This window comes from Ruegeria sp. D4 (assembly GCF_056534475.1).
Map to the genome: position 1 here is coordinate 1 of NZ_JBQFPJ010000025.1, position 23,451 is coordinate 23,451.

The 23,451-nt window shown below is 57.7% G+C and carries 26 protein-coding genes and 2 tRNA genes; 5 read left to right on the plus strand and 23 right to left on the minus strand.

Annotated features, from left to right (window positions below; all coding sequences use genetic code 11):
• The first annotated feature begins 62 nt into the window (after positions 1-62).
• Together ACR0MI_RS21875 and ACR0MI_RS21880 are read left to right on the plus strand one after the other, a co-directional pair.
• Complete coding sequence (locus ACR0MI_RS21875) at positions 63-470, plus strand: universal stress protein (protein ID WP_170617637.1); 408 nt, start codon at positions 63-65, stop codon at positions 468-470.
• 31 nt (positions 471-501) lie between these two features.
• On the plus strand, positions 502-1,041 hold the full coding sequence (locus ACR0MI_RS21880) for a hypothetical protein (protein ID WP_480855589.1): 540 nt from the start codon (positions 502-504) through the stop codon (positions 1,039-1,041).
• A 476-nt stretch (positions 1,042-1,517) separates the two neighbouring features.
• On the opposite strand, the gene ACR0MI_RS21885 is transcribed toward ACR0MI_RS21880, so the two are convergent.
• The 16 genes from ACR0MI_RS21885 to ACR0MI_RS21960 all read right to left on the minus strand — a co-directional run bounded on the left by ACR0MI_RS21885 (position 1,518) and on the right by ACR0MI_RS21960 (position 11,707).
• Positions 1,518-1,592: transfer RNA gene (locus tag ACR0MI_RS21885), tRNA-Phe, on the minus strand.
• Positions 1,593-1,671: 79 nt separating this feature from the next.
• Entirely contained in the window at positions 1,672-1,854 is a 183-nt protein-coding gene (locus ACR0MI_RS21890; RefSeq protein ID WP_170612412.1) for a DNA gyrase inhibitor YacG, read from the minus strand.
• Positions 1,851-2,873, minus strand: a complete 1,023-nt coding sequence (locus ACR0MI_RS21895) for a ribonuclease E/G (protein ID WP_170612410.1) — start codon at positions 2,871-2,873, stop codon at positions 1,851-1,853. The genes ACR0MI_RS21890 and ACR0MI_RS21895 overlap by 4 nt, the downstream gene beginning before the upstream one ends.
• Entirely contained in the window at positions 2,870-3,448 is a 579-nt protein-coding gene (locus ACR0MI_RS21900; protein ID WP_170619885.1) for a Maf family protein, read from the minus strand. The genes ACR0MI_RS21895 and ACR0MI_RS21900 overlap by 4 nt, the downstream gene beginning before the upstream one ends.
• A gap of 11 nt (positions 3,449-3,459) precedes the next feature.
• On the minus strand, positions 3,460-3,678 hold the full coding sequence (gene infA / locus ACR0MI_RS21905; protein ID WP_005978431.1) for a translation initiation factor IF-1: 219 nt from the start codon (positions 3,676-3,678) through the stop codon (positions 3,460-3,462).
• 91 nt (positions 3,679-3,769) lie between these two features.
• Positions 3,770-4,645: a carbon-nitrogen hydrolase family protein gene (locus tag ACR0MI_RS21910; protein WP_170612406.1), complete on the minus strand. Its 876-nt coding sequence runs from the start codon at positions 4,643-4,645 to the stop codon at positions 3,770-3,772.
• A 363-nt stretch (positions 4,646-5,008) separates the two neighbouring features.
• Positions 5,009-5,602, minus strand: coding sequence for a GNAT family N-acetyltransferase (locus ACR0MI_RS21915; RefSeq protein ID WP_170612404.1), 594 nt, complete (start codon positions 5,600-5,602; stop codon positions 5,009-5,011).
• The gene (locus ACR0MI_RS21920) at positions 5,595-5,993 is read right to left on the minus strand and encodes a ketosteroid isomerase-related protein (RefSeq protein ID WP_170612402.1); all 399 of its coding nucleotides are present in this window, start codon (positions 5,991-5,993) and stop codon (positions 5,595-5,597) included. The genes ACR0MI_RS21915 and ACR0MI_RS21920 overlap by 8 nt, the downstream gene beginning before the upstream one ends.
• Positions 5,990-6,448, minus strand: coding sequence for an arsenate-mycothiol transferase ArsC (locus ACR0MI_RS21925; RefSeq protein ID WP_170816815.1), 459 nt, complete (start codon positions 6,446-6,448; stop codon positions 5,990-5,992). The genes ACR0MI_RS21920 and ACR0MI_RS21925 overlap by 4 nt, the downstream gene beginning before the upstream one ends.
• A 3-nt stretch (positions 6,449-6,451) precedes the next feature.
• Positions 6,452-6,931: a UPF0262 family protein gene (locus ACR0MI_RS21930; protein WP_170612399.1), complete on the minus strand. Its 480-nt coding sequence runs from the start codon at positions 6,929-6,931 to the stop codon at positions 6,452-6,454.
• 86 nt (positions 6,932-7,017) lie between these two features.
• The gene (locus tag ACR0MI_RS21935) at positions 7,018-7,815 is read right to left on the minus strand and encodes a hypothetical protein (RefSeq protein ID WP_170816814.1); all 798 of its coding nucleotides are present in this window, start codon (positions 7,813-7,815) and stop codon (positions 7,018-7,020) included.
• Between the two features lie 104 nt (positions 7,816-7,919).
• Positions 7,920-9,221 carry a histidinol dehydrogenase gene (gene hisD / locus ACR0MI_RS21940; protein ID WP_170816813.1) on the minus strand — a complete coding sequence of 434 codons (1,302 nt, stop codon included), beginning with the start codon at positions 9,219-9,221 and terminating at the stop codon, positions 7,920-7,922.
• A gap of 60 nt (positions 9,222-9,281) precedes the next feature.
• Positions 9,282-9,803 carry a GNAT family N-acetyltransferase gene (locus ACR0MI_RS21945; protein WP_170612393.1) on the minus strand — a complete coding sequence of 174 codons (522 nt, stop codon included), beginning with the start codon at positions 9,801-9,803 and terminating at the stop codon, positions 9,282-9,284.
• Positions 9,804-10,280, minus strand: coding sequence for a DUF2948 family protein (locus ACR0MI_RS21950; protein ID WP_170612391.1), 477 nt, complete (start codon positions 10,278-10,280; stop codon positions 9,804-9,806).
• Entirely contained in the window at positions 10,277-11,545 is a 1,269-nt protein-coding gene (gene murA, locus ACR0MI_RS21955; protein ID WP_170612389.1) for a UDP-N-acetylglucosamine 1-carboxyvinyltransferase, read from the minus strand. The genes ACR0MI_RS21950 and murA overlap by 4 nt, the downstream gene beginning before the upstream one ends.
• A gap of 6 nt (positions 11,546-11,551) precedes the next feature.
• Positions 11,552-11,707 (minus strand): hypothetical protein, encoded by a 156-nt coding sequence (locus ACR0MI_RS21960; RefSeq protein WP_170612387.1) that lies wholly within the window; start codon positions 11,705-11,707, stop codon positions 11,552-11,554.
• 83 nt (positions 11,708-11,790) lie between these two features.
• Between ACR0MI_RS21960 and ACR0MI_RS21965 the strand changes: the two genes are divergently transcribed.
• Positions 11,791-11,865, plus strand: a tRNA-Thr gene (locus ACR0MI_RS21965).
• A 73-nt stretch (positions 11,866-11,938) separates the two neighbouring features.
• Here the strand turns inward: ACR0MI_RS21965 and ACR0MI_RS21970 are convergent.
• The 7 genes from ACR0MI_RS21970 to ACR0MI_RS22000 form a co-directional block, all read right to left on the minus strand.
• Positions 11,939-12,526, minus strand: coding sequence for a hypothetical protein (locus ACR0MI_RS21970; RefSeq protein WP_170567912.1), 588 nt, complete (start codon positions 12,524-12,526; stop codon positions 11,939-11,941).
• Positions 12,513-12,914: a hypothetical protein gene (locus ACR0MI_RS21975; RefSeq protein ID WP_170567911.1), complete on the minus strand. Its 402-nt coding sequence runs from the start codon at positions 12,912-12,914 to the stop codon at positions 12,513-12,515. Before ACR0MI_RS21975 ends, ACR0MI_RS21970 begins: the two co-directional genes overlap by 14 nt.
• Before the next feature lie 404 nt (positions 12,915-13,318).
• Positions 13,319-14,446, minus strand: coding sequence for an HlyD family secretion protein (locus ACR0MI_RS21980; RefSeq protein WP_170422152.1), 1,128 nt, complete (start codon positions 14,444-14,446; stop codon positions 13,319-13,321).
• Entirely contained in the window at positions 14,443-14,742 is a 300-nt protein-coding gene (locus tag ACR0MI_RS21985; protein ID WP_209509495.1) for a DUF3302 domain-containing protein, read from the minus strand. The genes ACR0MI_RS21980 and ACR0MI_RS21985 overlap by 4 nt, the downstream gene beginning before the upstream one ends.
• 116 nt (positions 14,743-14,858) lie before the next feature.
• On the minus strand, positions 14,859-15,371 hold the full coding sequence (locus ACR0MI_RS21990) for a DUF1269 domain-containing protein (protein ID WP_170422155.1): 513 nt from the start codon (positions 15,369-15,371) through the stop codon (positions 14,859-14,861).
• A 326-nt stretch (positions 15,372-15,697) separates the two neighbouring features.
• The gene (locus ACR0MI_RS21995) at positions 15,698-17,335 is read right to left on the minus strand and encodes a DUF1254 domain-containing protein (protein ID WP_170612385.1); all 1,638 of its coding nucleotides are present in this window, start codon (positions 17,333-17,335) and stop codon (positions 15,698-15,700) included.
• Between the two features lie 96 nt (positions 17,336-17,431).
• Positions 17,432-19,783, minus strand: coding sequence for an arylsulfatase (locus ACR0MI_RS22000; protein ID WP_348540085.1), 2,352 nt, complete (start codon positions 19,781-19,783; stop codon positions 17,432-17,434).
• 402 nt (positions 19,784-20,185) lie between these two features.
• On the opposite strand from ACR0MI_RS22000, the gene ACR0MI_RS22005 reads away from it, so the two are divergent.
• Positions 20,186-21,055, plus strand: a complete 870-nt coding sequence (locus tag ACR0MI_RS22005; protein WP_170422160.1) for a helix-turn-helix transcriptional regulator — start codon at positions 20,186-20,188, stop codon at positions 21,053-21,055.
• Between the two features lie 385 nt (positions 21,056-21,440).
• The gene (gene cls, locus ACR0MI_RS22010; protein ID WP_245223189.1) at positions 21,441-22,862 is read left to right on the plus strand and encodes a cardiolipin synthase; all 1,422 of its coding nucleotides are present in this window, start codon (positions 21,441-21,443) and stop codon (positions 22,860-22,862) included.
• Positions 22,863-23,451: the final 589 nt, after the last annotated feature.

The window sequence follows — 23,451 nt, forward strand, 5'->3', positions numbered from 1 at the left end:
TTAGATTTCCTGCTGCCGACTAAACCAGATTGAAATCATCAGAGAAGTAGATAGGAGGTCAAATGTACAAGAACATCCTGATCCCGGTTGCTCTGGACCAAGAATACGACACACAAGCGTCGTTTGAAGCCGCGCGCCAATTGGCTGATGCGGACGCTGTATTCACTGTGATACACGTCCAAGAGCCAATTCCGGCGTATGTAGGGTCTCAGATTCCCAGCGAAGTACTTGCCAATACGCGGCATGAAATCCTGGAAAACCTGCATCAAACAGCTTCTGAAATTCCAGGCGCGGAAACTCGGCTTATCTCTGGGCATGCGGGCAGGGCTATTGTCGACTTCGCAAATGAGAGCGACGCGGATTGCATCGTCTTGGCCTCGCACAAGCCTGGTTTTGAGGACATATTTCTAGGTTCCACTGCGAACAGAGTCGTGCATCACGCCAGGTGCTCGGTTCACGTAATTCGCTGAACCAAACCTTGCGGTGCGAGATCTTGATCGAATGACCGCGAATGTCGATACGGGCATGACATTGCATAAAGCCGATGCATCGCAGCCGGACGGCACTGTGTTCATCAATGTCCACAAGCAGCGTGAAGATGCCAAGGCTGCCTCATTGGCATTTCAGATACGAGGCTTTGAGGTTGGCAAAAATCGCCACGGCGAGACAACAACTGTCCCCTGGGCCGTCCCTTTTGAAGCGAGTAGCTCGCTGATCGAGCATACGCCCACTAAAGCTGCCAAGGCCAGGAAAGAGCCGGTTTCGGCTCAGCGTGCCAAGGATCTGTTCCGCGTGCTCTTAGAGCTTTGCAAGCAGGATGGCGATAAATGGCACAAGCCTAAGACCCTGGGCCAAATGTCTGGCGAGTCATTCAACGGTATTCGCGGCAACGCCGATACGATGCGAAAGAAGGTTCGTGAAGCCTTGGATACCCTCCTGGCAGAAGGCAAAATCGAAGAGTGCAGGGAAGGCGTGCGCCTGTGCGTTGCTGGCGAAATCTTGGTGGGCGCCGGAAAGGCTCCGCGTTTTATATCCCGGTAGAGGCTTGCAGGTGACCTGCTCAGCAGGAAGCAAACAGTTTTCTTGTCGATCAAACGATCATTGTGTGAGTGAGGAGTTTTCATCTTAGCTTTCCTTTTGGCAATACGGGAAAGCTAAATTGGCTGGCTGGCTCGAATCCGAAGTCAGAGTTTCGACTTTTTCAAGCTCCAGAATTTGGTCGTCATGAAACTGCCCCTGATGTGGTTCTCGTGTTCACATAAGCAGGATTCTCGTTGCAGCAACAAGAATGTTGTCCATGGTTCCCGAGATGCTAATCAGCGATGTTCCAGGAAGGCGTAGCCTTCACTCAGGCAACGGTTAAAAGAAAACTGTGAGGCAAAGAAGCGCCAGACTCCAATGGACATAGAGCCGGTCACTGAATAACCTTGTTGCAGTCCCGGTGCAGTCCCGGGCAATCAACCAATGAGGTGCAAAAACGGCTACTCCGTCAACACATTGCTTTTCTTGAAGAAAAGTGGTGCCCGGGGGCGGAATCGAACCACCGACACGAGGATTTTCAATCCACTGCTCTACCCCTGAGCTACCCGGGCACGGGAACGACTTTCGTCGTTGGGTGGAGGCCTTCTATGACTTGCACCACGCAGTGTCCAGAGGCTTTTTGAGATTTTTTCAATGCGGCCTTGGCGGCTCGGAATTCTCCCCGGAGACATCTGCCTCTTCGTCCTCTTCCCGCTGGGAAGCGACCGCATAGGAGCCGTTCAGCCACTTGGCCAGATCGATGTCGGCACAGCGCTTTGAACAGAAGGGACGGAACCTGGTCACGGTGTCTTCACCACAGATCGGACAGCTCATTTCAGCACCTCGGACAGGGGAATGCGTCCGCGTTTGCGTTGCAACTCATAGTGGCCCAGAGGCGTCCAGCCCGCCAGAGTGGTCTCGATGCCGTCGGCTTTGAATGCAGCGCGCAGAGCCCCTTCGAAGCCTCTGCGATCCTTCTTGGGCATGGGGGCGAGATCCAGCGTGATCTGCCCACCCAGACCGCGCACGCGCAATGCGCGCGCCAGTGTCTTGGCACAGGCGAAATTGGCTTTTGTTCCGGCTGCAAGCGACGTGTCGGCCCCGGTATTCACATCCACCGCCACCAACGCGCGTGTCGGTTGAATGTAAAGATGACCACCACCGGGAAGTGGTTCGGAAATACCGCGCGCTACATCCAGCGCGTCAAGCACACCATGGGTTTCGAAGCTTCCGGACTGGGTTACAACCTCGGCCGGATCAGTCCAGTCGCGCCATGCCAGAACGTGTGGGCTGTCGCCTTCCAGCAGCAACTCCGGCTCGGTCCCGGGGTCGTTCATGACCTGGTCGGCATTGGCCAGCATGGCGCTGATGTCTGCGGCGATTTCGTTGGCGTTCTCGCCCTGGCAACACGAGCGCAGGATGAGGCCGTAGTCACTGCCGTCCATGCTTTCATGCGCGATCTCCAGAAGCCGATCGCGCTCATCCTCGTCCCGGATCGAGCGCGAGATGTTCAAGCCCGGCGCATCGGGCGTGATGATCGCATAGCGGCTTTTGAACAGGACGCGGTCCGTAACCGGCAGCGCCTTACCCGGTTCCGCATACCCTGTGACCTGCACCAGCATCGATGTGCCGGGGGCCAGACCTTTGACCTGACGCAGAAACGCGGGGCCGTCGGGCGTGGTCAGGAACATTCCGCCCTGCCCTTTGACCGGGCGGTCGGCACGTGCGCGGTAAATCGTACCCGGCACGGGGGCGTCTGCGGCAATCAGGAAATCGTCCAGCTTGCCGTCTACCATCAGTGCGGCAGCCTCGCGGTCGTCGATGTGATCCAGAACGATGGTACGACCCTTCATGATACCTCACGATACAGGGGATAGCCGATGCCTTGCAAAAGAGCGGCGGTTTCGGAAAGGGGCAGGCCGACGATACCGGTGAAAGAGCCGGAAATCCACGGGATGAACGCCCCGGCAGGACCCTGAATGGCGTAAGCGCCAGCTTTGCCCTTCCAGTCTCCGGTCGCCAGATAGGCGTTGATTTCAATGTCAGACAAACGCTTGACCTTGACTTGGGAAACCACGTCACGCTGCAGGATCCGCTCTCCGCGCCGCACGGCGACCGAGGTGATCACGCGATGGCGCCGACCGGACAGGGCGTGCAGAAATTCAGCCGCCTGCCCCACATCCTCGGGTTTGCCCAGAATGCGGCGGCCCAGCGCCACGGTGGTGTCCGCGCACAGGGTGACGTCATCGCTATCCGATTGAACTGCCTGCACTTTTGCGCGAGTGATGCGGCTGCAATAGGGAATCGGCAATTCGCCCTTCAGGGGCGTTTCGTCGATATCGGGCGCGCGGATGGCATCGGGCTGCACGCCAAGCTGGGCCAACAGGTCCAGCCGTCTTGGGCTGCCCGATCCGAGAATAAACGCCATTGCGGCAGGCGTTATTTGAAGCGGTAGTTGATCCGACCCTTGGTCAGATCATAAGGGGTCATCTCGACCTGAACCTTGTCGCCGGCTAGAACACGGATGCGGTTCTTGCGCATCTTCCCTGCCGTATGTGCGATGATTTCATGGCCGTTTTCCAGCTCGACCCGAAACGTCGCATTAGGCAGGAGTTCCTTCACGACACCGGGAAATTCGAGCGTATCTTCCTTGGCCATGTTGTCTCCATCATTACGTTGCACCTGCAGAATCTACAGGGATGTGCGCTTAAATGAGCCTATTTCGGCCTTATTTCAAGGGCGGAATCATCTAAAGGCTGGATATTGTGACCGATTCGGCGCGGGGTGGCTGTTCGTCCCAGTGGGTTCTGTTCAGAACATGGCCATCGGCGCGAACCTCGGCAATGGCGGACAGATCGATATCCGCATAGGTCCAACCCGGTTGGTTCAGGGTGCCTTCGGCCAGCACTCCGGTCTGGGGAAAGCCCTTGTCGGGCGGGCCGAATATGCCACCTGTGCCGGTGTTCATGTCTACCGCCTCGGACCAATCGTTACGCCCAACCAGCGACGACATAACCGTAACACATTGATTTTCCAACGCTCTTGACATCGCACCGATGCGAACGCGCCAATATCCTGACAACGCCTCGGTGCAGGATGGCACCAGGATAAGATCGGCTTCGTTCAGGGCGCGACCCAGCAGGGGAAACTCGCTGTCATAGCAAATGAGGATACCGATTTTGCCAAGTGCGGTGTCGAAAAGCCTGAGCGGACCACCGGGGGCAATGTCCCAGATCTCACGCTCGAACCGGGTCATGATTTGCTTGTCCTGATGCGCGACACCACCGTCCGGCGCATAGAAAACGGCCCGGTTCACGGGGCGGCCCGAACCGTCAATCACCGGGGCCGATGCACCCAGAATGTATGTTTTGTACGTCTGCGCGAGGCGGGTGTGCAGGTTTTGTACGTCTTCCATCCGCCCGGACACCGCCTGGATCGAGCGTTCCAGATCACCGGCCACCCCGGCCCCGTCCAGCGTCGACAATTCCATCGCGCCGTATTCGGGAAAGACCAGCAGGTCGGCGCCCTGCCCAGTGGCCTCGGCGACCCAGCGGTCCAGCTTGTCCTCGTACTGGCTCCAACTGGCGAGCCAGTCGAGATCGTATGCGGCAGTTGCGACTTTCATCGATGTGTCCCCGGTTCAAAGTTGCTGGGACATTAGATGCGGAGGTGGCGGACTGTACAGCGCAATTCCTTCGAATTGTCGAACTACGCAACCACTTAGAGCCGAGACAGGAAGGCAACGATTAGCGGTCAGATCACCCGACCCCGCCATAGCGCGCTGTACTTAGGTGTCGGCCATCCCGAAAAGAACCCACTGGATGCCGGGTTCGGCCTCATGAGCTGGCGCGGCGTGGCAAATGAGACACTGGCTGCCTTCCTCGAAGGCATAGCGGCGATTTGGACGAGTAAGCTCAGCCTGAACAACTGCTCACTCACCGCGTTGACACGATGAATGGCTGTTTTGTCGGCAAGCGACCAAAACGGCCTACAAATCCCTGATCCAGAATTGCAAAGGCTTCTGGGTCTCGCCCTTTTCCCCGATATCCTTCCACGAAAACTGCGCGATGACGCCGGGAAGCGGTGCGTATCCGCGCGCGTGCCAGAAGGCGTCGAGCGGCCGGTATGTTTCGGGGCGCATCGGGTGGTCGGCAGGACGCTGGACGCCGCAGAACGCGCATTTAGAAAACCCGTGGCTGCGGGCGTGGGCTTCGCGCAGGTCGAAGAACTTGTGGCCAACGCCCTGCCCGCGATAGTCGGGTAACAACACGGATTCCGCACAATAGAAGATGTCACCCAGATCCAGCCCGGTTCCGTCGAACGCCGCCGCGAAATCGTCGGCGTGGTCGGTCAGCGGTGCGCCGGTCGATGCGCCGATCAGGCGGTCGCCGTCGAAGGCGCCGACCATTATGGCGCGGTCGCTGTCGCGGTAGGATTGCAGATACTTTCGTTCGTAATCCAGATCACCGTCATAGAGATAGGGCCAGGCGCGGAACACCTGGATCCGAAGGCGCGCCACATCATCCAGCGCGGCCTCCAGTGCCGCGCCGGTCAGGGTGCGGACCTCGCTCACCTCAGGCATTTGCGACCTGACGGGTCCAGTCGGCAAGATTGTAGAAGGTGGTAACCCGGGTGATTTTGCCGTCCTTGAGGTCAAAGAAGGACCCTGCGGGCAGGCGGTAGGTCTGGCCGTTGGCTCGCGGCAACCCTTCATCCGTTTCCAGATAGGTGCCGTTGACGATGAACTCGGCGGCGGCGCGGGTGCCACCCTCGGCCTCGAAAACCACGATATCGGTCAGGTTCTCGCGGTAGCAGCGGTTCATATGAGCACAGAAGGCTGCAAATTTTTCCTTGCCGACACGGATCTGGCCTTCGTTCACGTGATGGGCCACATCATCGGACAAACAGGCCAGCATGCCGTCCACGTCACCGGCGTTGAAGGCTTCGAAATAGGTTTTGACGGTCGCGTTCATGATCTCTCCGTTGGTTCGCCCCAGCGATCTTTCAGATGCTGAATGATCTGATCGCGGGTCTGACGGTAGTGATGTAGATTTTGTTCGCGTGTCTCGCCCAGTCCGGTAGGGTCCATTATTGGCCAATAATCGACATCGAGGTGAAAAACACGGGTCAGTTCCAGCGCCTTGCGTTGACTGGCAGGCGACAACGCCACCACCAGATCGAAGGAACTGAGGTCATCGCCCCATTCTTCCATCTCGTCGAACGACCGAGAGCGGTGGCGCGACAGTTCGACATCGATCTCCTGACAGGCGGCAATGCAGAACCCGTCGATTTCCAGATCGTTATGCACGCCGGCAGACTGAACATAGGTGCCGGTGCCATAGAACTTTTTCATGATCCCTTCGGCCATGGGAGACCGGACCGCGTTGTGGTCGCAACAAAACAGGACCGACTGCGGCAACGGCTTCACGCGTCAGCCTCCGAAATGCAACACGCAGATCAGCGTGAACAGGCGGCGGGCGGTATCGGTATCGATGTCGGCCTTCCCTTCCAGCCGTTCCTGCAGCACGCGGCTGCCTTCGTTGTGGATACCGCGCCGGGCCATGTCGATGGTTTCGATCTGGCTGGGCGGCAGGGTCTTCACGGCATCGAAATAGCTTTCGCAGATCTGGAAGTAATCCTTGACCACTTGCCGGAACGGACCCAGCGACAGGTGAAACTCGGCCGCCTTTTCGCTGGTCTCGGTTTCGATGTCGAAGACCAGCCGTTTGTCGCGGATCGACAATTGCAGGTGATACGGGCCGTCAGGCACGGTGCGACCGTCGCGCTGGGGCAGCGTGAAGGTGTTCTCTTCAAGCAGATCATAGATCGCGACCTTACGCTCCTGCTCGATCTCGGGGGTCGGCGGAGGCAGGTTTCGGTCGTCCAGTTCGATATGCGAAATACGGGTCATTGATCATTTGGTCCGTTCAGGTCTGGCCAGACTTATCGTAAGAGTTCTGAATGGGCAATGCGTGGGTTCGGATGCCGCGGGCCCTGTCACAAAGGGTGGTCCGAGGGGTCGATTCCGTGCTTGCGCAGCAGCGTGTCGACCAGTGATCCCGGATTGATCGGGCGCCCCGAGAAGATCCTGCGGAACCACGACCCAAAGAAATGGACCGACATCTGATGCTGCCAGTTCAGGGTGTCCAGTTTGGACAGGTCCGGCTCATTCCACAGCGACCGGTGGCGCAGCGGGATCGGGTAGAGCAGCGTACGGGGAACGCTCATCTCGTGTTCGGGTGTTTGGAAGATGTAGTGGAACAGCATGGGCGGGCCGAAGCTGAAGATGGGCAGGCTCCAATGCGTGGATTTGCCGTAGAGTTCCAGGTAGTTGGTCTTTTTCTGATCGCTCCACCAGGGCGGAACCAGATCGCTGTCGAAAGCGAAATCGCACATGTTCCGCAAGGCCGGGCTGTCGCCGGGCAAGGCCAGCACGCCATTCATGATGCGGCGGGTTTTGCGGTTGGCCTTGGGGAACAGGTAGCCGTTTTCGGTTTCAAACGGGCGCAGGGCGTAGGCGTCGGTGTCAGCCCAGATGTAATCTGTCTGCTCCAGCAGTTTCAGTCGGAACAGATCGGCATGCACGGCCGCCGACCGGGTGACAGGGTCGCGGATAATCTCGGGAGTGTCGAATATCTCACGCGCGTCGCGGGCTTCAATATAGTCCGGAATGTCCCGCAGATCGCCGTAATGGTAGACGATCGGCGTCTGATCCACGTCGGCGAAGGATTTCAGGCACAAATGTTCCAGAAAGCTGAACCGTTCTCCGATCCACAGGGTCGCCACACGTTCCAATAGACTGATCCTTGCTGGTCGGTGAACGGTTTAGCGGTCAATCGAGCGCCCCGAAACCCGTCCCCGGCCAGGGTCGGGTCGGCTGTGGCCCGCAGGCCATAGCTTTACCCGTTCAGCCGCCTGAGGCGGGCCGTGACGGACAGCCCGTGCGCCTCAAGGCTTTCCGATGTGGCCAATTGCTCGGCGGCGGGTCCGATCACGCGCAGGGCTTCGGGCGTCATGTGGCTGAGCGTGGTGCGCTTGAGGAAATCCATCACACTGAGACCCGAGGAAAACCGGGCGGAACGCGCAGTCGGCAGCACGTGGTTGGGGCCGCCGACATAATCGCCTATGGCCTCGGGCGTGTATTGGCCAAGGAAAATGGCACCCGCGTGAACGGTTTTGGCGCTCAGCGCCACCGGGTCGGCCACGCAAAGCTCAAGATGTTCGGGTGCGATGCGATTTGACAGCGCGGCGGCCTGTTCCAGATCGCGGACGGTAATGACGGCACCGAAATCGCGCCAACTGGCCCCGGCAATCGCGCGGCGCTGCAAGGTCTGGAGGCGCTTTTCGACCGCCTGCGCGACCGCCTGCCCGAATGCGGCGTCGTCAGTGATAAGGATCGACTGCGCGCTTTCGTCATGTTCGGCCTGGCTGAGGAGGTCCAGCGCGATCCAGTCGGGGTCATTGTCCTTGTCGGCGATCACCAGAATCTCGGACGGGCCCGCGATCATGTCGATGCCGACCTTGCCAAAGACCCGGCGCTTGGCCGCCGCGACAAAAGCATTGCCCGGACCGGTGATCTTGTCCACGGGCGCGATGGTCTTTGTCCCGTAGGCCAACGCGGCAATCGCCTGTGCACCGCCGATGCGATACACCTCGTCCACACCGGATAGTTGTGCGGCCAGCAGGACCAGCGGGTTCACCTGCCCGTCCGGTGTCGGCACCACGATGGCCAGACGTTCAACCCCGGCGACCTTGGCGGGGATGGCGTTCATCAGAACGGAAGAGGGATAGGACGCAAGCCCGCCCGGCACATAGAGCCCTGCTGCCGAAACCGCTGTCCAGCGCCAGCCCAGCGTCGCCCCGGCCTCATCAGTCCAATTTTCGTCCTGCGGCAGCTGTTTTTCGTGATAGGCACGGATGCGATCCGCCGCCAGTTCCAGCGCCGCGCGGTCGTCGGCCGAAACCTGTGCAACCGCTGCTGAGATTTCAGCCGCAGAAAAGGCCATGGTTTCCGGTGTCAGGTCCAGCCGGTCAAACCTTGAGGTCAGCTCGATCACCGCCGCATCGCCCCGGGTGCGCACATCGTCGATGATCTGCGCAACCACCGCATCCACATCCGGACTGTCCTCGCGTTTGGCGGACAACAGTGTCTGAAAGGCGCTTTCGAAGTCGGGCGCGGTCGTATCGAGGAAAACGGGCATGATCTGGCACTCCGGACGTTTGACGCGGGACATATCGCCGGGAGGGGCGGGCCTCAACCCTCAGTCGCCTGGGTGCAGCGATTTGCGCATGGCAAAGCAGGACAGATCCATGCGGTCGCAACACTGCCCGGTGGCCTGCCAGCCGCGGCGCAGATAGAAATCTTGCGCGGTTTGCGTTGCCTCAAGTCGGGCATCGGAACATCCCGCAGCGATCAGTTCCTGTTCCATGCGGTTCAACAATGCCGAACCAAGACCACAGCCGGTATGATCCGGATCGATGTAAAGCAGAGTGATCTCTCCGGTTTCAAACAAACCGCCGACAGCAGCCAACTGCCCGGCCCGCTCGGCCAGCCAGATCTGCGAACCGGGTTTGATCCAGCCCCGGATCGTGGCCGGGTCCTTGTTTTCCGTCCATTGCGCGATGGCCCGGGGGTCGTTCTGATGATCTGCCGTGCAAAGCTGGGTGATCGACCGGATCAGAACCCGGCTGATGTCGAACACGTCGAAAACGGTAGCGCGGCGCAGAATGACACCTTCAGGCGCGGCGGAAAACGCCTGAGATATGCCGCGCTTGTTCTGCATCTATTCGGGATGGTGCGGGGCATGCCCGGACGGGGCCCGGTAAGGGCGCGTGACGTCCTTGAGCGTGGCATCCAGCGCCTCGACCGTCAGCCGAATCGCACCGTCCCCGGCCAGCGTCAGCAACACCTGACCCGCGCCTTCTTCGCCCGGTTCAAAATCGACCGACAGCAGTGACATCACCGTATCCTTTTCGCTGCGGTCGACACCCTGGCTGGCAACAGACAGGACCGAGTCGAAAACCAGCACGGATTGCACGCGCTCAAACGGGCGGCCCCGGCGGTCGGCTGCGTCCTTGTCTTCCCAGCGGAAGCGGTTGAGCAGCAGGCCAAAGCGGCGCTGCGAAGGTTGCCATTTCATCTCGGTCGCAGGGAAAACCGCGTCCTGTGCAAGGGTCGAGATCACCTGCAAGTCATCGCCGTCCTCGGCCCCCAGATTCAGCGGCGCCTCGCGCCCGTCTTCGAAACTTGCGTCTGTCATTCGCCCTTGATCCGTTCAATCTTTGCGCCCACGCCTTCCAGCTTGCGCACCACATGTTCATATCCGCGGTCCAGATGATAGACCCGGCTGACCGTTGTTTCGCCTTCCGCCGCCATTCCGGCAAGGATCAGCGACACCGAGGCCCGCAGGTCCGTCGCCATGACCGGCGCCCCTTTGAGCTTTTCAACACCAGTGACGGTCGCCGTGCCGCCATGCACCTCGATATGCGCGCCCATGCGGACCAGTTCGGGGGCGTGCATGAAACGGTTCTCGAAAATCCGCTCTTCCAGGACAGAGGTACCTTCGGCCGTGCACATCAGCGCCATCATCTGCGCCTGCAGGTCGGTGGGAAAGCCCGGGAAAGGTTCCGTGACAACGTCCACGGCGCTGACGCGGCCATTCTTGCGCGCGACCTTCAAGCCCTTTTCGGTCTCACTCACGTTGATGCCGGCCGCATCCAGCTTGGCCGCGAAGGATTCGACCAGAGACATCCGGCCGCCCAGCAACTCAACCTCGCCACCGCAGATCGCGGGGGCCAACATGTAGGTGCCCAGTTCAATCCGGTCGGTCACCACCTGATGCGTCGCGCCATGCAGCCGGTCGACACCCTGAATTTCGATGGTCGACGTGCCCTCACCCGAGATTTGCGCGCCCATCTTGCGCAGGCATTCGACCAGATCGACGATTTCAGGCTCTCGGGCTGCGTTTTTCAGGACCGTGGTGCCCTTGGCCAGCGTCGCGGCCATGACGATGTTTTCAGTCGCCCCGACCGAGGCGAAGCGCATCTCGTGCACGGCGCCCTTCAGGCCGCCCGGCGCGCTGGCGTGCAGGTAACCGTCTTTCAGCGCGATCTCGGCGCCCAGCGCTTCTAGCCCTTCAACGTGCAGATCCATGGGCCGCGCACCGATCGCGCAGCCGCCGGGCAGCGACACGACCGCCTCGCCAAAGCGGGCCAGCAACGGGCCAAGCACTAGGTTCGAGGCGCGCATCTTACGCACGATATCGTAGTCGGCGACATGACTGGTCAGGGTGTGACTGGACATCGCGATCACCTGACCGTCCTGCAGCGCGGACACCTCGGCCCCCAGCGACTGCAGCAGCGTGGTCATGGTCTTGATGTCGCTCAACCGCGGTGCGTTGGTCAGCGTAAGCGGTTCTTCGCTCAGCAAGGTTGCGGGCATCAGCGTCAGACACGCGTTTTTGGCCCCCGCAATCGGTATCTGACCATTGAGAGGGCCGTTGCCCGTCACCAGAATCGAATCCATCTGCTCTTATCCCTCTTCCTTGTCGGCCTTGTCATCGGATGCCGCACGCGCCTTGGCCTGCGCCTTGCGCCGCGCCATATTCGCCTTGAGCGCCGCTTTCAGTCGCTCTTCCCGCGCGTCCCCGGAATTGCCGCGTTTTTTGGGTGATTTGTTGTCTGCCATGACCTTTCTCTACAGGAGGCGAAAAAAACCGTCCAGACACCCTTGCGTAGCGTTTCGTTTGAGTCTAATCACCCGCCCACAGCGCTGCTGTAGCTCAGAGGTAGAGCACTCCCTTGGTAAGGGAGAGGTCGAGAGTTCAATTCTCTCCAGCAGCACCATCTTTTCAATAACTTAGAAGATCGTGTCTCGGAAGTGTGTGGACTGTTCCCACCCCATTCCCACCCCGATCTCTCAGTTCGCTTCCATTTGACCAATGGATCGAAGCGCTCTTCTTCGGGCCAGTTCGATACTCGCGATCTGGTCGTCGGCGCTGTGGACCAGATGCAACAGTTGAGCGTCCGTCAACTGGGTGTGATCCTCAACAATCAAAGGGGGCGACATTGCTACTCGCATCGCCTGAACACCGGCCTGCTCTTCCAGTTGCTTTTGGGCGGGCAAGTCTTCGAATGGAACCAGCACGTCGGTCGGCAGATAGTGGAGTGTATCCCCACGCGACATTTCAATCGCCCACTCGTGTCGGACCTGAGCAGGCGACATCCGACCTTCGCACCGGATGAAAGTCGCAGCTAACTTCAGCGATACCCGCCACTGTCGTTCACTTACAACTCGGGGGTCATCGTCGATCTCAGCGCCACTTCCGACCGCATAGCAGGCCTTATTGTAGGCGTGTGCCGCTCGGTGGATTTGCTGGATGGCGGCAAGTTCGTCGCGCCTGCGCTGCAAGTCCGTTGGGTTCTGTTCGACAAAGGCTGCAATCACGGCATCCTGTTCAGCCTGCGGCGGGTCGATGATCTCTCGTTCGCTATCAGGCAGCTGCATTTGCTTTCTCCTTTTCGTCGTAAGTCTCAAGCAATCTCGAAAGCAACTCTTCTTCATCACTCGGTGCTTCAGTCTTGTTTTCGGTTTCGCTGGGAAGTTCACCGGCCCAGATGCGGTAGTACGAGGCGACCCGGTGAGTGGCGTAAGGCTCGGCCACTTCTAGCTTGAAGCTCTCGCCGTCGATCACCTCCCACATTAAGTCAATTACATACGGCGCTGGATATTGGTTTCCGGGCTCGGTTAGCCAGTGGGTCATAATTGGCCGCACGATCATGTCCGACTGCACCCACATACCGGGTTTGATGTCGTTGGGTATGGCGTCGGCGGGACGGTCCTGACCCCAAGTGATCGGTTCGCTCCAGCCGAGCGCTTTATTCAAGTCTGTCATAGTTGATTTCCTTTTCATCGATTGATGCGCATCCCGTCAGATCGATTGATCTACCGGCGACCACCCGTGGAGGCGGGTTGGTGGTCAGGCGGGTTGCCTGACGCTCAGGATGCATTGGGTTGGCAAGACCGGACTTCCTAACAGGGTCTCCGAAATAGGGCAAACGGATCGTTCTAGGCTCTGGACCTACAAACAGGTCACAGCGTCAACGGCTGCTTTGACCCAGGAGCAGACACTTGCAGAAAACACGACTATGACCGGGTCGCGGACAAAGCCGACATTACGAAAATCATTCAAATGCCTCTCAGTGGTCCAAAGTGGATCACCAAACCACAGTCTAGAAATCTCCGCTTAAAGTGTTTGTTTAAGCCAAGTAGCAAGTAAGCTTCGCAACTATTGAACTTCTAAATGTCCGGGCGGATGTAGTTCAAGATTGAGTTCATCCGAATGATGACCTTACGAATAACATGTGTGGCGGACGCGCTTTCTGTGTAAATCGCCGCGATTCCGGCGGCACCAGGCGGGATCTCATCTAGGATGTTTGGATCGTCGAGAACTATCCTTACAATGAACGGTTCGCTCGCGATCTGACCTGCCTGATACACCGTACCGGTCACCTGCGCTTGCCCTTGCGAGGCAATGTCGAGCACGGTTTCGACGGTACCTGTTATCAACACACCTGGCATTGTTTTGAAAGCCACTTCGACAGGCTGACCCACTTCGATGTGGCGGAGATAAATCTGATGGACTTCGGCGATCACAACTTTTTCGGCTGTGTCGACAAACACTCCCGCTGGAGCAAAGGGAAACGTAACCACGCGCTGACCTTCAGTAATCGCGAGATTGGTCAGGTATCCCTCTGATGGCGCACGGATAATCGTCTGTTCAAGATTCCATTCAGCCTGGTTAAGGGACGCTCTGGCCTCAGCCAGTTTCGCGACTTCACCGTCATCTGTGAGGGCACTGATTTCCACCTCGGCACGTGACACGGCAGATCGAGCTTGATCTACAGCGCCTTCCGCAGCTTCCAGGCTGGCTTCTGTTGATTCGAGTCGGCTTTGAGAGATCGTACCGCTGACGGCCAACCTGCTGTCATCTTCAAAACGTAGTTTTGCGAGGTCCCGTTGCGCAAGAGCCTGACGTAATTGGGCTTGTGCTGAGGCAAGCGCATCTTGGTCCTGACGAACCTGTGCCTCAACCCGCGCCAGGGTGGCTTCCGCCTGTCGAGCGGCTATCTCGAAGGGCTCCGGATCGAGGCGAAAAAGTACTTCACCTTCTTCCAGCGGAACGTTTGGTTTCGCTGCAACTTCGATCACCTGTCCCGCAACATTCGGAACAATCTGGGTGGCGCGTGTTAGGACCTTTATCGGTCCTGAAGGAGCGCCCCACTGCATTGGAATGAAAAGAAAGATCAACAGCACGACCATCCACACAATCGTTGAAAGCCATGTGGCCTTGGTGTTGGGTAGAACCTTCATCTTTACGAGAACGAACAAAACCGCGACATAAGCTAGGGTTAGAAAGACAATCATGCGGTCTCTCCTGAATCCGCACGTCTGCCCCCGCTCGATTCAATCTGTTTTGACAATGGCGACCTTGTGAAAGCCCATATCAAAGCGAGCGGCCAGAAAACCCCAAAAGTCAGAGCTCCGACCCAACCTGCGACATTGATCGCGTCCCGTTGTGGATGACTGCGCTCTGTGGCGATTTTGCCTGGCAACATGGCCAGGTAAATGAACCCGACCAGAAATGTGAGGATCAACACAATCAGCACGATCCACGCAAAAATATCCAATCCACTCATTTCGATTTTCTCCAGCAGCCCCAACCTCTTGTGTCGACCACCGGACCTTCAGCAAAGTATGGCGGACAGTTCGAGCGGTTACAGATTTTATGCGGATCAGTGTGGCCGATCCGCACGATCGACGGTCAATTAGCCTATGGCTAGGCTTGCGTACTCAATGCGGCGCGCAGCTCTTTTTCATCACTGACCGATAAGGATGTTTCGATCACTTCGCCCTTGAGGCCCTCGAGTTCGTTGAGCAGCTTTGTCGGACGGCTGGTCCAGCCGATCATTGCAAGCGCAGAGGTATCTGGCTTCAGTTTGGAACCGAGCATAGCCGCCAGACGGTCTTCGTCATCGGCCTGATCGAGGGCTCCGGCCAGTGTTCCCATCCCGGTTCCAGCAGCCGCCCCAAGTAGCAGGCCAGCCGCCGGATTGCCTGCCAGCGCACCAATCATTACGCCTGTCAGGCTACCCATCGCACCTCCGCCGAGCATACCAGTCGCGGTGAGCGTGTCAGAGTTCTTGATCCGGATGTCGCCAGCTTCATTCCGCGTAATCACTATGAACTCATTAATGTCGGCCTCCCATTCCTTCGACATTTTCGCGACGCGAAGTAGCGCCTCGTCCGCGGCATGACGGCCTTCAAAAAGTATGATGACAAGGTTGGACATTGGTTCTCTCCCTTTGAAATTTTGAAGCCAGTGAACGCGACGTCTTTGATAAACTTACCGTTTGCGTTGTGATCGGGAGTAAATCGAACGCCCCAATCGTATCCAAGCCGGGTTCATTTCACGGAGACATCGACGGTCTCGACACGGTGAATACTCGGCAACCGATAGGATCCATCATTGAACTCAGCATGCGCCCCTTAGGCTCGGACTTAAAGAAAACAGCTGCGACTTTGAGTGACGGCATGGTTGATTGACTAACATCAGAGTTGACCTTGCATGTTAAAAGAGCAGCAGGGGCGCAGGACGCCGCCCCCGCCTGACGGCGATCAGTCGCCGCTTACCAGCTCGAACTCACCGGGCCGCCAGGACTTGTCGAAGAACGCCTTCTCGGGGAAGTAGAGGCGCAAGAAGGTGAACCAGCCCTTTTTCGGATCGGTCTCGATCCAGTTGCCCCGCTCCACACCTTCCGGCTGTTCCGGCGCGAACCAAATGGTTGTCGAACCGTCCTCGTTTTCCACGGCTGCCGGGCTCGGGTAGGTCTGACTGCCCGCACGCGGATAGCGCTGCGATGTCTGCAGCATCCCGCGTGATTGGTTGTCGTAGACCGTCATCGACCAGAAGCGCGCCGCGGGAATGTCCGGCGGTAGATCCAGCTTGTAGGTCTTGGCGCCGTCGAACGGGTTACCATCGGAATCGACATTGGCAATCAGGTACTGCGAGCCGATGTTTTCGAGCCGCATGATCATCGCCGGTGTCACGCCAGTAGCGGTGTAGAACCACGACGTCCGCGAATGATACTTGCGCGCGCCTTTGTCCTCCAACGGCTTGATCTCTCCGTCTTCGACCACACCCGGCGGGTTCATGAAGTCATAGCCACCTGCCCAAAGACTTGCCCACCAGGCCGAGTCCTCATCGTAGTATCGGAAATGGTCCCTGGGATGTGCGCCCATGCCAAGGGTACGGGCCCCGGCGTTGCCGACCGCGACTGCCTCATCAAGGATCCGTCTCATCCGCTCATCCGGATTGAACTCTTCACCCTTCACGATGCCAATTGCAGCTGCTTGCCCTGCAAGCTCGACATCAAACGAAGAGGCAGGTTCCATCTGGATCACTTCGTGAAGCCACTCGTAATGGGTGAAATCGTTCGGTGGGATGGTGTTGAACGACACGCCAGTGCCGTTGACGAACCGAGGAGAAGGATGTTCCGTGGTTACACCGGCGATTGGCGCTTCGCCCAACAGAAATGACCCGATGCTCGTGCCCGTTCCACCCGGAACATAGGGGTAGATCTTGGTGTATTCTTTGACCGTGTCCATCGGTGGCTTTGGGTCATTGTCCTCAAGGAACGCACGCCCCAGCATGAAGACCCGGTTCGTGCGGGAATGGGCCACATAGTAGCCGCCTTCGGGCAGTACGCCGTCATATCCCGGGGGCACCAGCAAATACCGGCCGCCTTCACCGCGGTCAGGGCCGGGGAAGCCGAAATCGATGACCCAACGGAACCACATGTCATCGAAGATGCCCAGCACATTAGGCGGGGTCTCGACAACCATGGGGCCATCGTTCAGGTCGATGAATGACAGGAAATAGGGTGTGTCGGCATTCGCCGTGAGAAAGAGCGAATGCGCGTCCATCAGTTCTTCGAACAGCAGCACTTCGTTGTGCTGCACGCCGATGTCGAGAAAGCCTTTGTAGAAGCCGTGCATCGATACGACCTGGATCGTGTTCATGAAGGTCTCAATCCCGTGAAGGTAGTCGAGCTCATCCTGCACCTTCTGGGCTGTGTCTCCCGTCGGATAGCCGTCTTTGAACGTCAGAGTTCCGAGACGCGTCGATTCTACCTCGTCAGGCGTTGTGAGAAATTCTGGAATGGGTTCGTATTCGACCTCAGCGTAAGCCGGGCTCAATCCCGATACCGACAATGCCAGAATTATCGCGATGGATATGGTGGTTCTTCTTGTCATGAAGAGTGTTCTCCAGATTCGATTTGAGGGATAGCTGTTGATGTCTTCGTTGCGCAGACAGGGGCTGATGCCCCTGTCCACACCTGAACACCTCGGTTACCGCAACTTGACCTCGACCTTCTCCAGCGTGCCGGGGAAGTCGAAGGGCACGTGGTAGCTTTCGCTCACGGGTTCGCCCGCGTCGGAGCCGATGTCGAATGTCTCATCGAGCGAGATTCGGAAGCCCATGGTGCGCTCGACCCGACCCTCGCCAACGAGTTCATCGTTAACGAAAAGCTTGCCCATGCCGCCCTTGCCGACGCCGCCGCCATCATACTCGAACTCGTAGCGGATCGTGTGCTTGCCAGCCGACAGAGGGTCGCCCTCAATGTTGTAACGTTCAAGATTGGCAACATTGTAGGTGTAGACCGGCTTGCCATCGAGCACGTAGAGCGCCCAGCCGCCGAACCGGCCGCCCTGGGTGACGAGCATCCCGTCATTGTCCCCGTCAGCGATCTCGATATGCGCCGTGATGGTGTGCGACTTGTTTTTGAAGTCGGGCGCGGTGCCTTCGGGAATGCGTGTCATGTTGTCGTAGTAGGTGAACTCTGTACGACCCGCCGTCAGGCTGGGGCGCAGCGAGACATCCATGCGCTCCACCTTGCTGCTGACAATCGGCAGCACGTCATATTTTGCTGCCTCGCCGTAGAACAGAAGCTGCAACTCTGCCAGTTTCTCGGGGTTCTCCGCGGCAAGGTTGTTGGCCTGGGTGAAGTCCTCGGCAACGTTATAGAGTTCCCAATCCCACTCGGTGATTACATCGGTCGGCTTTACCACGCTGACCCAGGGGGCTTCCGGCGGTGTGGTGGTCGCCATCCAGCCGTCACTGTAGATCGCGCGGTTGCCCAGCATTTCGAAATACTGGGTCCGGCGGGTTGAGGGTGCCTCCGCGTTATCGAAGGCATACATCATGCTGGTGCCCTCGATCTCGGACTGGGCCACCCCGTTGATCGAGGTCGGTGCTGGCAGGCCAGCCGCTTCGAGGATTGTCGGCATGATATCGATAACGTGGTGGAACTGATCACGGACCTCCCCCCGCGCTTCAATGCCAGCGGGCCAGCGGATGATCATGCCGTTGCGGGTCCCGCCAAAATGGCTGGCCACCTGCTTTGTCCATTGGAACGGCGTGTTCATCGCGTGCGCCCAGGCCGAGGGAAAGTGGCCGAACGTATTCGGTCCGCCCAGCTCATCGATGCGCGCATACGTGTCCTCGAAGGGCACGGGGATGTTGTTGAAGAACGTCATCTCGTTTAGCAATCCATCCGGGCTGCCCTCAGCCGACGCGCCGTTGTCACCCATCAGGTAGATAATCAACGTGTTGTCGAGTTCGCCGGTTTCCTCGACCGCGTCGATGATGCGGTTGATCTGGTAGTCCATGTGCGACAGCGCCCCGGCATAGACCTCCATCATGCGGGCATAGAGCTCTTTCTGCTGATCATTCAGCGAATCCCAGGCACGAAGCTGTTCCGGACGCGGCGTAAGCACAGCATCCTGTGGAATGATGCCGCGCTCTTTCTGACGCGCGAAGGACTCTTCGCGTACGGCGTCCCAGCCCTGATCAAACTGGCCTTTGAACCTGTCGATCCACTCTTGCGGGGCGTGGTGCGGCGCGTGACTTGTGCCCGGCGCGTAGTAGACGAAGAAGGGCTTTTCCGGTGCGAGCGCGTGCTGTTCCCGGATGTAGTTGATGGCCCGGTCGGCCATGTCCTCATCCAGGTGGTAATCATCGGTGTTCGGCGGCTCAATCGGCTTGGTGCCGTCAAAGATCGCGGGCGTGAACTGGCTTGTGTCGCCACCGATGAAGCCAAAGAACTGCTCGAAACCAAGCCCCGTCGGCCACAGGTCGAACGGCCCGGCCTGGCTCGACTGCCAGTCCGGCACGTTGTGGTTCTTGCCATACCAAGCGGTGTTGTACCCGTTGCCTTTCAGGATCTCGGCAATGGTGCCGTTCTCTTTTGGCATCAGCGAGTTGTAGCCCGGGAAACCAGTGCCCAGCTCCATAATGACGCCGGTTGAGTTGGAATGGTGATTGCGCCCGGAAATCAGCGCCGATCGGGTCGGAGAGCAAAGTGCCGTCGTGTGCATCCGGGTGAACAGGAGGCCATCCTCGGCAAGCCGATCATAGGCTTCGGTTGGCACGGGACCACCAAAGGCAGTCGGCGCGCCAAAGCCCACATCGTCCGGCATGATCAAGAGAACATTGGGCGCACCCTCGGGTGCGGACACCTGCCGCGGAAAATCGAGACTCGAGTCCGAGGTGCGGAGCGCGATATGGCCACCAAACTCAGTCATTGGGACCGGCAAGACCGAGCGATCCCAGTCATCTTGGGCCACAGCTGGCGCGGCAGTCAGGGCGAGCGTTCCTGCCAAGAGCGCCATGGGCAACCTGGTCAGTTCAAAAAGTTTCACGGCTGTCTCCTCCTTTTGATTTGAACTGCGCGACGCACCTCGTTTTGTCAGACTGCTTCCATGTCGCGCGGCATGAAGCGCGAGCCAGAATGAAACCGCTACCTTTTGGCAGCGCTCTTCGTAGGACATGTCCGGGAGGCGCCGCGTCGAGTTCTTTTTGCTGCAGTGTTGTAGGCACAAATCGCTTAGTCTAAGAATCAACACTAGCGCCCAAGGAACCAGCTATTGTCTTCAAACACACGGGAAGATCGATCGTTTTGCCGTCCCGACGACTCGAGACAGGTCCGTGCGGGCCTGTTGCTGGGTTTGTTTAAGTGCCTGTCTGATCCCATGTTTGGTCTGGGGAAAGGTCTCTCCGCAGAGGTAGCGGGGCTCGATGTTCCGAATCAGGCGGAGCGTTGGATGCCCGACGGCACCTACCTAGAGGGCCTCGCCCGCATCGACCACCTCGATGATCTTGGCGGGATCATGCTGAGGGCAGGTATGGACCAAGAGTTCGCGGATATGGGGCTTTTCGGCAAAGCCGTCATTCATTCTGAGACTATCTGGGCCGCCCTCTGCATTCTGCGCGACACGGTTCCCTATATCGTTCCCGGGGTCAGTGTTGGCCTCCGAGTGCGAAGGGATCGTTGTCGGTTCACGTACGTTCACCCCTTCGGCGTGGGCCCGGAAGCCTCGCTCGATGTGCAATACACAATCGGACTGATCTGCAACCTTCTCGCCCAGCGCACGGGCACACGCAGCGCGCATATCCGGGTGAGCTATCCCGGAGCGCGCGCTCACCACACAACATTTCTCAGTGGCGTGAGCCAGGTTTCGGAGGGTGATATCGGAACAGTTGAGTTCGATGATCACCTCTTGCGGACGCCGCTCAAACACTCCAGGCCCGACCTGTCCGATCTCCTTCTTTTGGCCATGGCAGAGGCGCCCGAAGTGCCCAATGCGTCCTGTGAGATGTCCGACCTCGTAACTCATTTGCAATACGCGTCATTGCGCACCAACCAGCGCCCTCTTGCGCAAACCGAAGTCGCTAACCTTCTCGACAAACCGCTCAGAACCCTCCAGGATGCCCTAAAAAAAGAGGGCAGCCGTTTTGATCGCCTCCGCGATGGCCCGCGCCATGCCATCGCGCGAGAGGCTTTACGGCAAGGCCGCGAAATTGACGAGGTCGCTCAAAGCATTGGTTTTTCGCACCGGCAGAACTTTTCTACGGCCTTCTCAAAGTGGGAGGGGTGCTCTCCATCAGAGTTCCGGTCGCGCGGAGGCACCTGACCCTCTTCTCTGGCTAGCAAAAGGCATTGAGCAGTGGAGTTTATAGCCACGAGACAACCGACCAGAAGCATTCAACGTGTACGCGAAAGGCTTACTTTGAGACACCATTACTGCTAGATAGCAGTGGAGCGATTTCCGTTTCGCGCTTAGTTCTGCCTGTTGCCGCGTCGAGTTCGAAGGTCCGCTTTGGGCTCTGAGCAGTCGGTCAGCCAGGATTGCCCCAACGACAGCTTCCGAAATCCGAACGGCGGCTTTACTGCCCCGCCACGCCCAACAAAAGTTCGTCTGACAAGACCAGACGGAGGGCCCAAAAGTTGTTACGAATGGGAAACTCACATAGCTTTGGCCCGAGGGTAACTCAGTCAGGCTTTCCCCTGTCTATGGAATGGGCGATGAAATGCTCGGCACGGTTTTGATTATTGCACTCATCGCGTCAGAGGTCATTGCGATTGTTTTCGCGTGGCGCGCTATCCAGACGGCGCGTACTCCTCAAGGCGCGATCGGTTGGGCAATCTTTCTTGTAACAGCACCTTACCTTGGTGTGCCGCTTTATCTGTTTCTTGGACACCACAAATATCGTGGCTATGAAATAAGTCGTGCCTCAAGCGAACAGGTTCTTGAAGGTGTGGCGACTTATCGCGAACAACATAGGCCTAAGTCCAAACCCAAGAACGACACAACACTTTTTGAAAAGATCGCAGAACTACCCGGAGTAGACGGAAATGGTTTTCAGCTTCTCATAGATGGTGAGGAGACGTTCTCAGCGATTTTCAAGGCGATTGATACTGCAAAATCATACGTGCTTGTCCAATCCTATATCGTCAACGATGATGGCGTTGGCCGAGCCCTTTGCGATCACATGATCAATGCCGCTGAACGAGGGGTGTCGGTCCGCTTCATGGTCGATGCTGTAGGAAGCAAAAAGCTTCCTCCCACCTATTTTCAGCGCTTAAAGTCAGCAGGGGTAGAGTTCGTCGATCCGAAGTCGACAAGGGGGCCGAAGTACCGTTTTCAGCTCAATTTTCGCAATCACCGCAAAACAGTAGTTGTCGACGGTCATGTGGGCTTCACGGGTGGTTTGAATTTCGGAGACGAGTACAAAGGACTCGATCCACGTTTTGGTAATTGGCGCGACACACATGTTCAGATGACTGGCCCAGTAGTTTCCCAGCTTCAGTTGATTTTCGTGGAAGACTGGCACTGGGCAACAGACGAAATACTGATCGATGACCTGAATTGGAATGCCGATCGAGATAAAGCTGACATGACATCACTTTTGGTCGCTACTGGTCCGGGTGACGAACTGGAAACAGGGGCCATGTTCTTCATATCCTGCATCGCTGAAGCTAAGAAACGAGTGTGGATTGCATCTCCTTATTTTGTGCCAGATATCGATATTCTGACCGCGCTTAAACTAGCGGCGCTACGCGGCCTAGATGTGCGTATATTGGTCCCGGAGGTCATAGACCATACCGTTCCTTGGTTGGCTGCCTTCGCATACTTTGACGAGATCCGCGACGTAGGAGTCAAAGTGATGCGCTATGATGCGGGTTTCATGCATCAAAAGGTCGTACTTGTTGACGATACGCTTGCAGTTGTCGGAACCATGAACATGGATAACCGGTCGTTTCGATTGAACTTTGAAGCCATGGCGGTTTACTTTGATGATAGTGCTGCATCACAACTAGAAGCGATGTTTGAAGCTGATTTCGAACGTTCCTTCGAACTTTCGAAAAGGCTGTCGCAGCAACCAAAACGTATCAGAATTGGTGCTCCCTTGTCCCGACTAGTTTCGCCTTTGTTGTGATTGGTAGTTTGCACCTTCTTGTAGAGAGACTTCGCCGTCGTTGAAAAAAGCGGGCCAAGCAGAGTCGATTCCACAGCGCCAAACGGATAGGAGGCAATACGCCGCACATTTTCTTCCAGATGCTTTGCCTCACCCAGCCATTCCGACTATGCCGCCTTGATATCGTCCATTGCGAGATCGCGAAATTCAATGACAGGTTCCGGTTCTCGTTCAGCGCTCATTCGAGGCGCGACAAGCACCGGGACGACAGCAAGATCCAGGCTCAAACAGCAAGGATTCCGCCGCCCAGCGCTTTCCCGTAGTTATCGCCCAGACAGAAGAACAGGCAACGTTCCCAAAAAATAGGCCAATCACTGCAACAAGCATAGCAAAACCACTAAGCCAGATTGATAGCGTGCCACCGCAAGACGACGGCGCGCGATCTGATCGCCTGTCCCTTGCGGTTAAGAAATGAACAATCGTCGAGATGGCAATTTTGCAAGGACACTACGCGATTGAGACTATCTCGCTCAGAACACCTCAATTAAAATGACGTAGCCACGCCATACGTTTGAGTTTTTCAAAACTTTTCGCGTTTAGTGATCCTCGC

What these genes read in the sequence shown, in the direction of transcription:
- ACR0MI_RS21875 (WP_170617637.1), top strand. Translation starts at nt 63, where the DNA reads ATGTACAAGAACATCCTGATCCCGGTTGCTCTGGACCAAGAATACGAC.
- ACR0MI_RS21880 (WP_480855589.1), top strand. Translation starts at nt 502, where the DNA reads ATGACCGCGAATGTCGATACGGGCATGACATTGCATAAAGCCGATGCA.
- ACR0MI_RS21890 (WP_170612412.1), bottom strand. Translation starts at nt 1,854, where the DNA reads ATGAGCTGTCCGATCTGTGGTGAAGACACCGTGACCAGGTTCCGTCCC.
- ACR0MI_RS21895 (WP_170612410.1), bottom strand. Translation starts at nt 2,873, where the DNA reads ATGAAGGGTCGTACCATCGTTCTGGATCACATCGACGACCGCGAGGCT.
- ACR0MI_RS21900 (WP_170619885.1), bottom strand. Translation starts at nt 3,448, where the DNA reads ATGGCGTTTATTCTCGGATCGGGCAGCCCAAGACGGCTGGACCTGTTG.
- infA (WP_005978431.1), bottom strand. Translation starts at nt 3,678, where the DNA reads ATGGCCAAGGAAGATACGCTCGAATTTCCCGGTGTCGTGAAGGAACTC.
- ACR0MI_RS21910 (WP_170612406.1), bottom strand. Translation starts at nt 4,645, where the DNA reads ATGAAAGTCGCAACTGCCGCATACGATCTCGACTGGCTCGCCAGTTGG.
- ACR0MI_RS21915 (WP_170612404.1), bottom strand. Translation starts at nt 5,602, where the DNA reads ATGCCTGAGGTGAGCGAGGTCCGCACCCTGACCGGCGCGGCACTGGAG.
- ACR0MI_RS21920 (WP_170612402.1), bottom strand. Translation starts at nt 5,993, where the DNA reads ATGAACGCGACCGTCAAAACCTATTTCGAAGCCTTCAACGCCGGTGAC.
- ACR0MI_RS21930 (WP_170612399.1), bottom strand. Translation starts at nt 6,931, where the DNA reads ATGACCCGTATTTCGCATATCGAACTGGACGACCGAAACCTGCCTCCG.
- hisD (WP_170816813.1), bottom strand. Translation starts at nt 9,221, where the DNA reads ATGCCCGTTTTCCTCGATACGACCGCGCCCGACTTCGAAAGCGCCTTT.
- ACR0MI_RS21945 (WP_170612393.1), bottom strand. Translation starts at nt 9,803, where the DNA reads ATGCAGAACAAGCGCGGCATATCTCAGGCGTTTTCCGCCGCGCCTGAA.
- ACR0MI_RS21950 (WP_170612391.1), bottom strand. Translation starts at nt 10,280, where the DNA reads ATGACAGACGCAAGTTTCGAAGACGGGCGCGAGGCGCCGCTGAATCTG.
- murA (WP_170612389.1), bottom strand. Translation starts at nt 11,545, where the DNA reads ATGGATTCGATTCTGGTGACGGGCAACGGCCCTCTCAATGGTCAGATA.
- ACR0MI_RS21960 (WP_170612387.1), bottom strand. Translation starts at nt 11,707, where the DNA reads ATGGCAGACAACAAATCACCCAAAAAACGCGGCAATTCCGGGGACGCG.
- ACR0MI_RS21970 (WP_170567912.1), bottom strand. Translation starts at nt 12,526, where the DNA reads ATGCAGCTGCCTGATAGCGAACGAGAGATCATCGACCCGCCGCAGGCT.
- ACR0MI_RS21975 (WP_170567911.1), bottom strand. Translation starts at nt 12,914, where the DNA reads ATGACAGACTTGAATAAAGCGCTCGGCTGGAGCGAACCGATCACTTGG.
- ACR0MI_RS21980 (WP_170422152.1), bottom strand. Translation starts at nt 14,446, where the DNA reads ATGATTGTCTTTCTAACCCTAGCTTATGTCGCGGTTTTGTTCGTTCTC.
- ACR0MI_RS21990 (WP_170422155.1), bottom strand. Translation starts at nt 15,371, where the DNA reads ATGTCCAACCTTGTCATCATACTTTTTGAAGGCCGTCATGCCGCGGAC.
- ACR0MI_RS21995 (WP_170612385.1), bottom strand. Translation starts at nt 17,335, where the DNA reads ATGACAAGAAGAACCACCATATCCATCGCGATAATTCTGGCATTGTCG.
- ACR0MI_RS22005 (WP_170422160.1), top strand. Translation starts at nt 20,186, where the DNA reads ATGCCCGACGGCACCTACCTAGAGGGCCTCGCCCGCATCGACCACCTC.
- cls (WP_245223189.1), top strand. Translation starts at nt 21,441, where the DNA reads ATGGGCGATGAAATGCTCGGCACGGTTTTGATTATTGCACTCATCGCG.